The sequence below is a fragment of the Microbacterium sp. genome (assembly GCF_047606685.1).
GTDB lineage: Bacteria > Actinomycetota > Actinomycetes > Actinomycetales > Microbacteriaceae > Microbacterium.
The window spans coordinates 141,834-155,044 of the sequence record NZ_JASGEC010000061.1 but is presented as its reverse complement, the minus strand read 5'-3'; the positions used below and the strand labels follow the sequence as shown (position 1 = coordinate 155,044).

14 protein-coding genes are annotated in these 13,211 nt (G+C 69.9%); 2 read left to right on the top strand and 12 right to left on the bottom strand.

Features of this window, described 5'->3' with window-relative positions:
- The first annotated feature begins 43 nt into the window (after positions 1-43).
- Positions 44-628 (top strand): hypothetical protein, encoded by a 585-nt coding sequence (locus QM611_RS07715; RefSeq protein WP_415079321.1) that lies wholly within the window; start codon positions 44-46, stop codon positions 626-628.
- Here the strand turns inward: QM611_RS07715 and QM611_RS07710 are convergent.
- The 10 genes from QM611_RS07710 to pdxS form a co-directional block, all read right to left on the bottom strand.
- Complete coding sequence (locus tag QM611_RS07710) at positions 615-2,873, bottom strand: RelA/SpoT family protein (RefSeq protein WP_415079320.1); 2,259 nt, start codon at positions 2,871-2,873, stop codon at positions 615-617. The genes QM611_RS07715 and QM611_RS07710 overlap by 14 nt on opposite strands.
- Positions 2,874-2,926: 53 nt before the next feature.
- Positions 2,927-3,916, bottom strand: a complete 990-nt coding sequence (secF, locus tag QM611_RS07705) for a protein translocase subunit SecF (RefSeq protein ID WP_415079319.1) — start codon at positions 3,914-3,916, stop codon at positions 2,927-2,929.
- Positions 3,916-5,631: a protein translocase subunit SecD gene (gene secD, locus QM611_RS07700; protein ID WP_415079318.1), complete on the bottom strand. Its 1,716-nt coding sequence runs from the start codon at positions 5,629-5,631 to the stop codon at positions 3,916-3,918. The genes secF and secD overlap by 1 nt, the downstream gene beginning before the upstream one ends.
- 36 nt (positions 5,632-5,667) lie before the next feature.
- Complete coding sequence (locus tag QM611_RS07695; RefSeq protein WP_415079317.1) at positions 5,668-6,087, bottom strand: preprotein translocase subunit YajC; 420 nt, start codon at positions 6,085-6,087, stop codon at positions 5,668-5,670.
- A gap of 81 nt (positions 6,088-6,168) precedes the next feature.
- Positions 6,169-7,257: a Holliday junction branch migration DNA helicase RuvB gene (ruvB, locus tag QM611_RS07690; RefSeq protein ID WP_415079316.1), complete on the bottom strand. Its 1,089-nt coding sequence runs from the start codon at positions 7,255-7,257 to the stop codon at positions 6,169-6,171.
- A complete protein-coding gene (ruvA, locus tag QM611_RS07685) occupies positions 7,250-7,873 on the bottom strand; it encodes a Holliday junction branch migration protein RuvA (protein ID WP_415079315.1) in 624 nt (207 codons plus the stop codon). The genes ruvB and ruvA overlap by 8 nt, the downstream gene beginning before the upstream one ends.
- Before the next feature lie 54 nt (positions 7,874-7,927).
- Entirely contained in the window at positions 7,928-8,494 is a 567-nt protein-coding gene (gene ruvC / locus QM611_RS07680; protein WP_415079314.1) for a crossover junction endodeoxyribonuclease RuvC, read from the bottom strand.
- A 56-nt stretch (positions 8,495-8,550) separates the two neighbouring features.
- On the bottom strand, positions 8,551-9,309 hold the full coding sequence (locus tag QM611_RS07675; protein ID WP_415079313.1) for a YebC/PmpR family DNA-binding transcriptional regulator: 759 nt from the start codon (positions 9,307-9,309) through the stop codon (positions 8,551-8,553).
- A 274-nt stretch (positions 9,310-9,583) separates the two neighbouring features.
- The gene (pdxT, locus tag QM611_RS07670; protein WP_415079312.1) at positions 9,584-10,180 is read right to left on the bottom strand and encodes a pyridoxal 5'-phosphate synthase glutaminase subunit PdxT; all 597 of its coding nucleotides are present in this window, start codon (positions 10,178-10,180) and stop codon (positions 9,584-9,586) included.
- A gap of 63 nt (positions 10,181-10,243) precedes the next feature.
- A complete protein-coding gene (gene pdxS, locus QM611_RS07665) occupies positions 10,244-11,155 on the bottom strand; it encodes a pyridoxal 5'-phosphate synthase lyase subunit PdxS (RefSeq protein ID WP_415079311.1) in 912 nt (303 codons plus the stop codon).
- A 72-nt stretch (positions 11,156-11,227) separates the two neighbouring features.
- On the opposite strand from pdxS, the gene pdxY reads away from it, so the two are divergent.
- Positions 11,228-12,079, top strand: a complete 852-nt coding sequence (pdxY, locus tag QM611_RS07660; protein WP_415079310.1) for a pyridoxal kinase PdxY — start codon at positions 11,228-11,230, stop codon at positions 12,077-12,079.
- A 48-nt stretch (positions 12,080-12,127) separates the two neighbouring features.
- Here pdxY and QM611_RS07655 read toward each other — a convergent pair whose 3' ends face one another.
- Entirely contained in the window at positions 12,128-12,604 is a 477-nt protein-coding gene (locus QM611_RS07655) for a hypothetical protein (protein WP_415079309.1), read from the bottom strand.
- Between the two features lie 90 nt (positions 12,605-12,694).
- Positions 12,695-13,201, bottom strand: a complete 507-nt coding sequence (locus QM611_RS07650; protein WP_415079352.1) for an HIT family protein — start codon at positions 13,199-13,201, stop codon at positions 12,695-12,697.
- Positions 13,202-13,211 lie beyond the last annotated feature (10 nt).

The window sequence follows — 13,211 nt, the reverse complement described above, 5'->3', positions numbered from 1 at the left end:
AACCACTCCGCACGCGCGGCCGCCCGTCGGGCACGCTGGAAGGATGCCGCCCACCCGCGCAGCCTGCTACGTGTACTTCGCGCACGCCGGGCTTTCGCCGGCCGAGCTGTCGGCCGCGCGCCTGGACGGCCACCTCGTCGAGCTCGGCGAGGGCTACATCCCCGCCGACGCGGTGGAGACGCCGGCCCTGCGCGCCGCCTCGCTCACGCCGATCCTCGGCGACCTGCTCGCCGCCACGCACTCCAGCGCAGCGTGGGTGCACGGGGCGCTTGACGCGCCGCCGCGGCGGCACACGGTGCAGCGGGCGGTCGACCACCGCATCGGCCATGTCGTCGGCCGCGGCGTCGTGTACCGCGACGGCCGCCTGCCCGAGCACGACATCGTGCGGATCGGCGGGATGGCGGTGAGCTCCCCGTCACGCACGCTCGCCGACCTGGCGCGGCAGCGGGTCGTCGGGGCGGACCTTGACGACGAGCGCCAGCTCGACCGCGCGATCGCCCGGCTGGGCTCGCGCACGCGCGTCGTGCGCGGCGCCATCGTGCGGCTCGCCGTGCAGGACGGCCCGCCCGGCAAGCCCGCCGCGCTCGACCTGCTGCGCAGGCTGGAGCGGTCGGCTACGAGGTGGTGACGCGGTACACGTCGTACACAGCGTCGATGCGGCGCACGGCGTTCAGCACGCGGTCGAGGTGGACGGTGTCGCCCATCTCGAACACGAACCGGCTGATGGCGAGCCGGTCATTCGTCGTCGACACGGTCGCCGACAGGATGTTGACGTGGTGCTCGCTGAGCACGCGGGTGACATCCGACAGCAGCCCCGCGCGGTCGAGCGCCTCGACCTGGATCTGCACGAGGAACACGCTTTTGCTGGTCGGCGCCCACTCCACGTCGATGACGCGGTTCGGGTCGGCCATGAGCGATTTCACGTTCGTGCAGTCGGCACGGTGCACCGAGACGCCCTGCCCGCGCGTGATGAAGCCCATGATGCGGTCGCCCGGAACCGGCGTGCAGCACTTGGCGAGCTTGACGAGGATGTCGGGCGCCCCACGCACCAGGATGCCCGAGTCGCCGGTGCGCGCCGAGTGTCGCGTGCCGACCGGCGGCAGGTCGATCGGGCCGGTGTTCGTGTCGAGCGCGCCCACCAGCGCACTCACCTTCTCGATCACCGACTGCGTCGACACGTGCCCTTCGCCGACAGCGGCGTAGAGCGCGGAGACATCCTCGTACTTCAACTGCTGGGCGACCTCGGCGAACGAGTCCTGGCTCATCAGACGCTGCAGGGGCAGGTTCTGCCGGCGCATCGCGCGGGCGATCGCCTCCTTGCCCTGCTCGATGGCCTCCTCGCGTCGCTCTTTCGTGAACCAGCCGCGGATCTTGCTGCGCGCCCGCGGGCTTTTCACGAAGCCCAGCCAGTCCTGGCTGGGGCCGGCATCCGGGTTCTTCGACGTGAACACCTCGACGACGTCGCCGCTTTTGAGCTCGGACTCCAGCGGCACGAGGCGCCCGTTCACCTTCGCGCCCATCGTGCGGTGGCCGACCTCGGTGTGCACGGCGTACGCGAAGTCGACCGGCGTCGCCCCGCCGGGCAGGCCGATCACCCGTCCCTTCGGCGTGAACACGTACACCTCTTTCGCGCCGATCTCGAAGCGCAGCGAGTCGAGGAACTCGCCCGGATCGGCGGTCTCGGCCTGCCAGTCGGAGATGTGGGCGATCCACGCCATGTCGGCGTCGATCGCCCGCCCCGACGGCTTGCCGCCGCCGTTGACCTGCTCCTTGTACTTCCAGTGCGCGGCGACGCCGAACTCGGCCTGCTGGTGCATCTCGTGCGTGCGGATCTGGATCTCGACGGTGCGGCCGCCAGGGCCGATCACGGTCGTGTGCAGCGAGCGGTAGAGATTGAACTTCGGGGTCGCGATGTAATCCTTGAAGCGGCCCGGAAGCGGCGTCCAGCGGGCGTGGATGGCGCCGAGCACGGCGTAGCAGTCGCGCACGCTGTTCACGAGCACCCGGATGCCGATGAGGTCGTAGATGTCGTCGAACTCGCGGCCGCGCACGACCATCTTCTGGTACACGGAGTACAGCTGCTTGGGCCGGCCCATGACGCGGCCGCGGATCCGCAGCTCGCGCAGATCCTCGTCGACCGCGTCGATGACCTGGTGCACGTACTCCTCGCGCTGCGGGGTGCGCTGTTTCACGAGCGAGTCGATTTCGGCGTAGATCTTCGGGTGCAGCACCGCGAACGAGAGGTCTTCGAGCTCGGACTTGATCGCCTGGATGCCCAGCCGGTGCGCCAGCGGGGCGTAGATCTCCAGCGTCTCGGTCGCCTTCTTGGCGGCCTTCTCGGGCGGCACGAAGCCCCACGTGCGCGCGTTGTGCAGCCGGTCGGCCAGCTTGATGATGAGGACGCGGATGTCTTTGGACATCGCCACGATCATCTTGCGCACCGTCTCGGCTTGCGCGCTCTCGCCGTACTTGACCTTGTCGAGCTTGGTGACGCCATCCACCAGCATCGCGACCTCGTCGCCGAACTCCGCCGTCAGCTCGTCGAGGCCGTAGCTGGTGTCTTCGACGGTGTCGTGCAAAAGGGCCGCGGCGATGGCGCGCGGCCCGAGCCCCAGGTCGGCGAGGATCTGCGCGACCGCGACCGGGTGCGTGATGTACGGCTCGCCGCTCTGGCGCTTTTGCCCCTCGTGCGCGCGCTCGGCGACGGCGTAGGCGCGTTCGATGACGCTGAGGTCGCCGCGGGGGTGGTTGGCGCGCACCGTGCGCAGCAGGCGCTCGACGTCGTCGCTGCGCGACGACCGGGAGAAGATCCTCGGAACGAGGCGGCGAAGCGACGGCGGGCTCGTGCTCGTGGGAGGAACCGTCTCCGTCATCCGTGCACCTCCGATCGCCCGACAATCCTACGCCGCGCGAGCGTGCTCTCGGATCACGCGGCGGCGGCGGCGCGCTCGCGTGCGATCAGCACCTTCTTGTCGCGGGAGAGGACGCTCTTCTCGTTCTCGCGGAGCAGCGAGTACAACGGCGCAGCCACGAACAGCGTCGAGTACGCCGCGACGATGATGCCGACGAAGATCGACAGCGAGATGTCGCTGAGCGTCTCGGCGCCGAGCCAGAACGCGCCGATGAACAGGATGGCGCCCACCGGCAGCGCGGCGACGACCGTCGTGTTGATCGAGCGGACGAGCGTCTGGTTGACGGCGAGGTTCACCGACTCGCCGAAGGTGCGGCCCGACGCTTCGCCGTCTTCTCGCGTGTTCTCGCGGATCTTGTCGAAGACGACCGTGGTGTCGTACAGCGAGTAGGCGAGGATCGTCAGGAATCCGATCACCGCGGCGGGCGAGATCTCGAACCCGGCGAGGGCGTAGATGCCGATGGTGATGACGAGCACGTCGACGAGGCCGAGGATCGCGGCGACCGACATCTTCCAGGTGCGGAAGTACAGCGCCAGGATCAGGAAGGTGAGCGCGAGGAAGATGGCCAGGCCCCACAGCGACTGGCGCGTGACATCCGCTCCCCAGCTCGGGCCGATGAACGACGACGTCACCTCGTCGATCTCGACCTTGTAGGCGTCGGCGAGCGATTGGCGCACTTCCTGCGTCTGGTCGGAGGTCATCTGGTCGGTCTGCACGCGCACCGCCGTGTTGCCGACCGTCGTGACCTTGGTGTGCGCGTCGGCGACGATCTTCTCCACTGCGGGTGCGGCAAGCGACTGGTTGGGGGCGCTGAGACCCGACACCGTGAACTGCGACCCGCCGGTGAACTCGATCGAGAACTGGATCGGGCGCAGCAGCGGCACGAGCGCCGAGCCCACGACGAGCAGGATCGCGATGAGGAACCACAGTCGGCGTCGGCCAACGAACGGGAAGGAGACCTTGCCGGTGTAGAGGTTGTTGCCGAAGCGGCTCATGGCGCCCATCAGTTGTCACCCTCCCTCGTCGAACCGGGTTTTTCGGCGAGCTCCGCGCGCTTGCGCTCGGCGATGGTCTGCCGCCGCTCGGCCTCGCCGCGCGATTTGGCGGCCTTGCGGGCTGCCTGGCCCTTGCCGCCAGCGACCGCGGGAGCCCGGAACTGCGCGCGGCCGCGGTAGACGGCGCCCAGCGCGTCGGGGTTCATGCCGGAGAGCGGATGCCCGTTGCCGAAGAAGCTCGTGCGGGCCAGCAGCTGCATCACCGGATGCGTGAACACGATGAAGATCAACACGTCGATGACGGTGGTGAGCCCGAGGGTGAACGCGAAGCCCTTCACGGTCGCGTCGGCGAGGATGTAGAGCACGACGGCGGCGAGCACGTTGATCGACTTGGAGATGTAGATCGTGCGCTTCGCGCGGCTCCAGCCGTCCTCGACGGCGCCGGTGATGCTCTTGCCGTCGCGCAGCTCGTCGCGGATGCGCTCGAAGTAGACGATGAACGAGTCGGCGGTGAACCCGATCGAGACGATCAGGCCCGCGACGCCGGCCAGCGACAGGCGGAAGCCCATGCGCCACGCGAGGATGCAGATGCACAAGTAGGTGAGCACCGCCATCACGCCCAACGACGCGATGATGACGAAGCCCAGGGCGCGGTACGAGATCAGCGAGTACAGCGCGACCAGCGCCAGGCCGATGAGGCCGGCGATGAGGCCGATCTGCAGCTGCTGCGAGCCGAGCGTGGCCGAGATCGTGTCGGAGCTGACCACCGCGAAGCTCAGCGGCAGTGCGCCGTACTTGAGCTGGTCGGCGAGGGTCTTCGCCGTCTCCTGCGTGAACGAGCCGGAGATCGACGGCCGACCGTCGGTGATCACCGCCTGCATGCGCGGCGCCGAGATAACCGAGCCGTCGAGCACGAACGCGAACTGGTCGCGCGGCGAGTCCGCCCCGTACAGCCGTGTGCTCACCTTCGTGAAGGCCTCGGTGCCCTCGGCGTCGAAGTCGAGCTGCACGTTCCACTGGCCGTTCTGCGAGTCCTGGCCGAAGGTCGCGTTCTCGATCGCCGAGCCGTCGAGCTCGACGGGGCCGAGGATGTACTTGACGCTGCCGTCGGCCTCGCACGTGATGAGCGGCTCGTCCTTGGGCGCGTTCGCCGGGTCGTTGGCGGTGTCGGCGCAGTCGTACGCCTGGAACTCGGCCTGGAGCTTCGGAGTGATCCAGTTCAGGTCGCTGCCGTCGGTCGGCGACACCGTCGGCGTCGCCTCGAGGGCCGGGTCCGGCGTGGGATAGGGGGTCTCGTTGCCGTCCTCGCCGACGAACGTCGTCGAGGGCGCGTCGGCGAAGATCACGGCCCGCAGCTGCAGCTGCGCCGCCGACTCGATGCGCTTGCGCGTCTCGTCGTCGGCCTGGCCGGGGATCTGCACCACGATCTGGTTGCCGGCCTGGGTGGCGATGTCGGCCTCGCCGACGCCGGAGGCATCCACTCTCTGGCGGATGATGGTCGCGGCCTGGTTCATCTGGTCGGTCGTGGGCTCGGCGCCGTCCGGCGTCGAGGCCTGCAGGATGATCTGCGTTCCGCCCTGCAGGTCGAGCGCGAGCTCCGGGGTCCACGAGCTCTTCTTGAACACGTAGACGCCGAGCGCGTTGATGCCGGCGAGGACTGCGGCAATGATCAGCAGTCCGAGCAGAGCACGCCAGGCATGCCGAACAGGGGTCGATGTGGCCACGGAGGGTCGCTTTCTGCGTTCGCGCGAGCGCGCGCGTCAGTCTTCTTTCTTGTCCTTTGGCACGTCGTCGACCTGAAGTCGCGCGGCGGTCTCTTCGGCGGTCTCGATGAGCGGGGCGTCATCCAGCGGCATCGCGTCGTCCATCGGCACCGCCTCTTCCTCGGGCTCGTCGGTGGGCGACACGATGCGCAGGATCGCCTGGCTGTGCACCTTGATCTCGACCCCGGGCGCGATCTCGACAACCGCGGGCTGGTCGAGGTTGTCGGGGTCGTACGACACGATGGTGCCGTACAGGCCGCCCTGCATGAGCACCTCAGCGCCCGGGACGGTCTGGCGGGCTTTCTGCTCCTGCTCGGCCTTCATTCGCTGCGTGCGTCGCCGCGAGCTCACGAACATGAACACGAGCAAGACGCCGAGAACGAGGAGCAGGCCGTACTGGCCGAAGAATTCACCCATGCGGGAGTGGACACCTTTCGAGAATGGCACGCCTCGAACGGGCGGAACCGGGAAGGGATGGCGGCGAGATGCCTCTACGGATTATAGGTCATCGAATCTCAGGGCGTTCTCCGCCCGGGGCGCGCCGAGATGCGCGTACGCCGCCGGTGTGGCCGTGCGCCCGCGCGACGTGCGCGCGATGAAGCCGATCCGGACGAGATACGGCTCGACCACGCTCTCGACCGTCTCGGCCTCCTCGCCCACCGCCACCGCGAGGGTGGACAGCCCCACCGGCCCGCCGTTGAAGCGGTGCACGAGCGCGTCGAGCACGGCCCGGTCGAGTCGGTCTAGGCCGATGGAATCGACGTCGTACAGCTCGAGCGCGGCGGCCACGGCCGCGATGTCGGCCCCGCCCGGGACCCCTGAGCCTGCTCCCCCGACCCCTGAGCCTGCTCCCCCGACCCCTGAGCCTGTCGAAGGGCCGCCGTGCACGAGCACGTAGTCGCGCACCCGCCGCAGCAGCCGGTTCGCGATGCGCGGGGTGCCGCGCGAGCGGCGGGCGATCTCGTGCCGGGCGTCGGCGGCCAGCTCGACGCCGAGCATCGTCGCCGAGCGCGCGATGACCTTCTCCAGGTCGTCGGGCTCGTAGTACTCCAGGTGCGCGGTGAACCCGAAGCGGTCGCGCAGCGGGTTGGGCAGCAGCCCGGAGCGGGTGGTCGCGCCCACGAGGGTGAACGGCGCGAGGTCGAGGGGGATGCTGGTCGCGCCCGCGCCCTTGCCCACCATGATGTCGATGCGGAAGTCCTCCATCGCGAGGTAGAGCATTTCCTCCGCAGAGCGCGCCATGCGGTGCACCTCGTCGATGAACAGCACTTCGCCCGGCGTCAGGCTCGACAGCAGGGCCGCGAGGTCGCCGGCGTGCTGGATGGCGGGGCCACTGGACAGGCGCAGCGGCCGCCCGCTCTCATGCGCCACGATCATCGCAAGAGTCGTCTTGCCCAGGCCGGGCGGCCCCGACAGCAGGATGTGGTCGGCGGGCCGCTGCTGGAGGCGAGCCGCCTCCAGCAGCAGGTGCAGTTGGCCGCGCACTTTGGGCTGGCCGATGAACTCGCCAAGGGAGTGCGGGCGCAGCGCGCCCTCGATCGCGAGCTCGGCCTCGTCGATCGGCTCGTCGTCGCGCAGGTCATCCACGAGCGGCCCCCGCGGGGCGTGCCGGGCCGAGGGCGGCCAAAGCGAGGCGCAGCAGTCCGCTCACGGTTGCGCGGTCTGCTTCGGACGCCTCGGCCGCGACGGTCTCGAGCACTTCGGCCGCCGTGCGCTCGTTCCAGCCGAGGCTGACGAGCGCCTGGGCGACCTGCGCGAGCACGTCGGGCGCGGCATCCCGTCCCGGCCGCGGCGCCGCGGCGGACGCGACGAGCTTTCCGGTCAAGTGGACGACGATGAGCTTCGCGGTCTTCGGACCGATGCCCGACACGCGGCGAAACGGCGCGTCGTCGTCGGCTGCCACGGCCTCGGCGATCGCAGTGACGGTCAGTGACGACAGCACGCCGAGCGCCGACTTCGGGCCCACTCCGGGCACGCCCAGAAGCTGGGTGAACACACCGAGCTCGTCGCGGGTCTCGAATCCGAACAGCGACAGCGCGTCTTCCCGCACGACGAGGTGCGTGTGCAGCCGCAGGTCGTCGCCGGCGCGCGCCGCGCGCGCAATCGCCGGTGGCACCGCGACCGAGAGCCCGACTCCCCCGACCTCGACCACGACCGAGTCGGGATCGGCGTGCAGAACGGTTCCGCGCAACGACGAGATCATGTGCTCGAGCCTAGGCCGACACTTCGCAGCTTTGTTCGAGCGACACGCGTGATCTCATCTGCGGGCGAGCCGCTCAGCGTCCGCCCACGCCCGCTGAGCGGGGGTGAGCGCGCCGGTCGCGGAGGCCTGCGGCGCTCCCCCGCGCCACGCGTGGCACAGCGCCAGCGCGAGGGCGTCGGCGGCATCCGCCGGCTTCGGCAGCTCGTCGAGGCGCAGGACGCGCGCCACCATCGTCTGCACCTGGCGCTTGTCGGCCGAGCCATAGCCGGTGATCGCCGCCTTCACCTCGGTCGGGGTGTGCGTCGAGGCGGGGATGCCGTGCTCTGCCGCCAGCAGCAGCGCGACGCCGCTGGCCTGCGCTGTGCCCATCACCGAGTGGCGGTTCTGCTGGGCGAAGACGCGCTCGACGGCCAGCACGTCGGGACGGTGCTCTTCGAGCACTGAGCGGATGCCGCGCGCGATCGCGGCCAGCCGCGTCTCGATCGCGGCGGTCGCGTCGGAGCGCACCACGCCGACATGCACGAGCTGCGCCGAGCGGTCGGGGGCGACGTCCACGACGCCCACGCCGCAACGGGTCAGGCCGGGGTCGATGCCCAGCACGCGCAGACGACGGGATGCCACATCCTCACGCTATGCGCGGCCGGCCCCCGCCTGCCCCAGACACTCCGCGGCGGGAGTCAGTCGTCGGCCTCGAGCTCGGCCTGCACCTCGGCGGTCAGGTCGAAGTTGCTGAACACGTTCTGCACGTCGTCGCTGTCTTCGAGCGCGTCGATGAGGCGGAACACCTTGCGCGCCGTGTCGGCGTCGACCTCGACCTTCAACGACGGCACGAACTCCACGTCGGCGGACTCGTAGTCCAGGCCCGCCTCTTGGATCGCCGAGCGCACCGCGACCAGATCATGCGCGTCGGTGATGACCTCGAACCCCTGCGCGTGCGGCTCGACCTCCTCGGCGCCCGCCTCGAGCGCGGCCATCATCACGTCGTCCTCCGTCGTGCCCTCGTCGGAGACGACGATGACGCCCTTGCGGTGGAAGTTGTACGACACCGAGCCGGGGTCGGCGAGCGTGCCGCCGTTGCGCGTGAGCGCCGTGCGCACCTCCGCGGCCGCGCGGTTGCGGTTGTCGGTGAGGCACTCGATGAGCAGCGCGACGCCGTTCGGCCCGTAGCCCTCGTACATGATCGTCTGGTACTCCACCGCCTCGCCGGAGATCCCGGCGCCGCGCTTGATGGCGCGGTCGATGTTGTCGTTGGGAACCGACGTCTTCTTCGCCTTCTGCACGGCGTCGTACAGCGTCGGGTTGCCTGCGAGGTCTGCGCCGCCGATCTTGGCGGCCACCTCGATGTTTTTGATGAGCTTGGCGAACGACTTGGCACGGCGCGCGTCGATGACGGCCTTCTTGTGCTTGGTCGTCGCCCACTTGGAGTGGCCGGACATGCGCACCAGTCTACGATCACCGCGAGACGGCAACGGCGGGACGAGACTGCGGCGAAGGCCGCGGTCTCGTCGTGACCATGCAGTCTCGCAGGACGACACGGTGGTTGTGTCACCGACGGCACACCGGCGCGTGGGTGCACATCGACGGCACCACGGCGCTCACGGGCGCGCAAAGGCGGAGGCAGGCGACGCTGCGCTGCTCGATGTCGTCGTGGCGACGACCCCGACAACGTCGACGAGACGGTCTCCGCAATCGCGGGCCTGGCGGCCCAGGTCAGCCTGCAGCCCTGACGCGCGCGAGGAAGCGCTCGTGGAAGCGCGTCTCGCCGGAGACCTCCGGGTGGAAGGATGTCGCGAGCAACGCGCCCTGCTCGACCGCCACGATGCGGCCGTCGGCGAGACGCGCCAGCACGTCGACGGCCGGCCCGACGCTCTCGACCAACGGAGCGCGAATGAACACCGCGTGCACCGGCGGCGCTCCCAGCGCGCCGACCTCGAGATCGGTCTCGAAGGACTCGACCTGGCTGCCGAACGCGTTGCGGCGCACCGTGGCATCCAGTCCGCCGAAGCTCTCTTGGCCGGCGATGCCGTCGGTGATGCGGTCGGCGAGCAGGATCATGCCCGCGCACGTGCCGTACACGGGCATCCCGCCCGCGATCGCGTCGCGCAGGGGCTCGCGCATCCCGAACGCGCGGGCGAGCTTGTCGATCACGCTCGACTCCCCGCCGGGAAGCACGAGCCCGTCGATGCCCGCCAGCTCGTCCGGCCGCCGCACCAACACGACCTCCGCGCCCAGCCCGGTCAGCACGCGCGCGTGCTCGCGCACGTCGCCCTGGAGCGCGAGGACTCCGACGCGGGGGCTAGCGGCCACGTTCGTGGCGCGACAATGGGGCGGAGAAGGCGGGCATGCCGTTCAGGATCATGCGGGCTCGCGCTACCAGCCGCGCTCGGCGAGGCGGTGCGGCGCGGGCAGGTCGGCGACGTTGATCCCGACCATCGCCTCGCCGAGCCCGCGCGACACCTCGGCGATCACCGCGGCGTCGTCGTAGAACGTCGTCGCCTTCACGATCGCCGCCGCGCGCTCGGCGGGGTTTCCCGACTTGAAGATGCCGGAGCCGACGAAGACGCCGTCGGCGCCGAGCTGCATCATCATCGCCGCGTCGGCGGGAGTCGCGACACCGCCGGCGACAAACAGCACCACCGGCAGCTTCCCGCTCGCGGCGACCTCGGCGACCAGCTCGTACGGCGCCTGCAGCTCCTTGGCGGCGACGTACAGCTCGTCCTTCGACAGTGAGCTCAGCGCCGCGATCTCGCCGTTGATCTTGCGGATGTGCTTGGTCGCCTCCGACACGTCGCCGGTGCCCGCCTCGCCCTTCGAGCGGATCATCGCCGCGCCCTCGTTGATGCGCCGCAGCGCCTCGCCGAGGTTCGTCGCGCCACACACGAACGGCACGGTGAAGGGCCACTTGTCGATGTGGTTGACGTAGTCGGCGGGCGAGAGCACTTCCGACTCGTCGATGTAGTCGACGCCGAGCTGCTGCAGCACTTGCGCCTCGACGAAGTGGCCGATGCGGGCCTTGGCCATCACCGGAATCGAGACGGCCTCGATAATGCCGTCGATCATGTCGGGATCGCTCATTCGCGACACGCCGCCCTGCGCGCGGATGTCGGCGGGCACGCGCTCGAGCGCCATGACGGCGACCGCGCCGGCATCCTCCGCGATCTTCGCCTGCTCTGCCGTGACGACGTCCATGATGACGCCGCCCTTCAGCATCTCGGCAAGTCCGCGCTTGACTCTGCGTGACCCGGTCTGCGAAGGCGAGCCGGTCTGGGGGGAATCGGGCATCTCCCCAGTCTATTTCGCGGCGCGACGGGCGGACGGGTGTGTGATGCCGCGTGCCGGTGGCAGGATCGAGTCGTGAAGATCCTCTCCATCCAGTCCGCCGTCGCCCACGGGCACGTCGGCAACTCCGCCGCCGTGTTCCCGCTGCAGCGCATCGGGGTCGAGGTGCTCCCGGTGTACACCGTCAACTTCTCGAACCACACCGGATACGGCGCGTGGCGCGGGCCGCTCATTCCCCCCGCCGACGTCGCCGACGTCATCACGGGCGTCGAGGAGCGCGGCGTGTTCGGGCAGATCGACGCCGTGCTGTCGGGCTACCAGGGCAGCGAGGGCATCGGCGACGTCATCATCGACGCCGTGGCGCGCGTGAAGGCCGCCAACCCTGCCGCGGTCTACTCGTGCGATCCGGTCATGGGCAACGCGAAGAGTGGATGCTTCGTGGCCCCCGCCATCCCGATCCTGCTGCGCGAGCGCGTGGTGCCGGTTGCGGACATCATCACGCCGAACCAGTTCGAGCTGGGCTTTCTCACCGACACCGAGCCGGACTCGCTCGCCTCGACCCTCGCGTCGGTCGACGCCGCCCGGGCCATGGGGCCGCGCGCCGTGCTGGTGACCAGCGTCGAGCGGCCGGACCGCGAGCCCGACACGATCGAGATGCTCGCCGTCGACGACGCGGGCGCGTGGATTGTGCAGACGCCGCTGCTGCCGCTGAAGGCGAACGGGTCGGGGGATGTCACGGCCGCGCTGTTCACGGCGCACTATCTGGAGGCGAAGGATGCCTCAGTGGCCCTCGCCCGCACAGCGTCGAGCGTGTTTGACCTGCTCGAGAACACGCATCGGTCGGGCGAGCGCGAGCTGCGGCTGGTCGAGTCGCAGGAGTCGTACGCGCACCCCCGCATGCAGTTCGACGTGCGGCAGGTGCGGTGACGGGTGTGGCCCGCCTCCGTCGGAGGCGGGCCACACGTTGTCGCGGTGTCAGGAAGTGCAGGCCGTGGTGAGCGCGCTGGCGGCATCCTGCAGCTCGGTCGTGACGTCGGTGAGCCCCGACGCGTCGCCGCTCTGCGCCTTCTCGAGGGCCTCGCTCAAGCTCGTGTAGGCGTCGGCCATCTGGGTGACAGCGGCCTTGACCTCGGGGTTGGTGATCTCCCCCGCCAGCTCGCGCAGCTTCTCCTCCATGCTCGCGAGCGCCTCGGTCGCCTTGCTCATGTCGCCGGAGCTGACGACATCCATCAGGTCGGAGCTCTCGGTTTGCAAGTCGGCGAGCTGGGCGCACGCCTCGAGCGCCGACTCGTCGGAGGCAGTGGTCTCCGCGGGCGTCTCTTCGGCCGTCGCGGCCGACGTGCTCTCGGTCGGAGTGGTCGAAGCCTCCGTGGACGCGCTGCTGGCACAGCCGGTCAGCGCGGCGAATCCGACCGCGGTGACAAGGACGAGGGCGGACAGGGTCTTGCGCATGTGCGATTCCGTTTCTGTGTGGGGACGACTCAACTGAGCCCGGCATATTCTTTCATGCACCGGGCCGGAACCGTAATGCCGGGCCGCGGGTCAGAGCGGCCAGGCGGCGGCGATCGTCTCGCGCACCTCGCCGAGCAGCTGGGGCAGCGCCTTGGTCTTGGCGATGATCGGGAAGAAATTGGCGTCGGTCGCCCAGCGCGGGACGACATGCTGGTGCAGGTGCCCGTCCACTCCGGCGCCGGCCACGCGGCCCTGGTTCATGCCGAGGTTGAAGCCGTCGCACCCCGAGACCGCCCGCAGCACGCGCATGGCTTGTTGGGTGAGGGCGCCGATCTCGGCGACCTCTTCCGCCGTCGCGTCGTCGTACAGCGGGATGTGCCGGTACGGGCACACCAGCAGGTGTCCGGAGTTGTACGGGTACAGGTTCAGCAGCACGTACGCGGTCGTTCCGCGCGCGACGATGAGCCCGTCGGCATCCGTCCGCTGCGGTGCGGCGCAGAACGGGCACTCCTCGCGCAGGGGCTCGGGGCCGGCCTGGATGTAGGCCAAGCGGTGCGGCGTCCACAGCCGTTGGAACTCGTCGGGGACGCCCGCCAGCCCTTCGACA